The following is a 341-nucleotide window of genomic DNA, read 5'->3' as shown; positions in this document are numbered from 1 at the left end:
GCCCGGTCACTGCTTCGGCCCTTCGCGGTCCTGGCTTTCGAGCTCTGCCAGATGCTTCAGCGCCGGAAGGGCCGCCATCAGCGCCTCGACCTCGTCGCCGGTGAGCTCGCCGATCAACCGGTCGAACGCGTGGACGCCCGCCTGGCGCCGCGTCCGGACATAGGAGGCGCCGGCCTCGGTCAGGCACACCAGCGTGACCCGCTTGTCGGACGTGTCGCCCCGCCGCTCGACCAGGCCGGACTCCTCCATCACCCGGACCAGGGTGGTCATCGCGGGCTGGGTGACGCCCTCGACCGCGGCCAGATCGGTGATGCGCCGCGGGCCGGTCCGGTCCAGGGTGG

1 protein-coding gene is annotated in these 341 nt (G+C 72.7%); it reads right to left on the bottom strand.

All coding sequences use genetic code 11. The annotated features are described in order from the left end of the window. Nucleotides 1–6 precede the first annotated feature (6 nt). Nucleotides 7–341, bottom strand: a 335-nt coding sequence (locus ACLQ2N_RS36010; RefSeq protein ID WP_425820015.1) for a MarR family winged helix-turn-helix transcriptional regulator, incomplete at its 5' end; no start/stop codon positions are given.

The sequence above is a fragment of the Streptomyces sp. DT224 genome (genome assembly GCF_049844595.1).
Taxonomy (GTDB): domain Bacteria; phylum Actinomycetota; class Actinomycetes; order Streptomycetales; family Streptomycetaceae; genus Streptomyces.
Note: the sequence above shows the minus strand (reverse complement) of the source record. Positions and strands in the feature narration are given on the sequence as shown.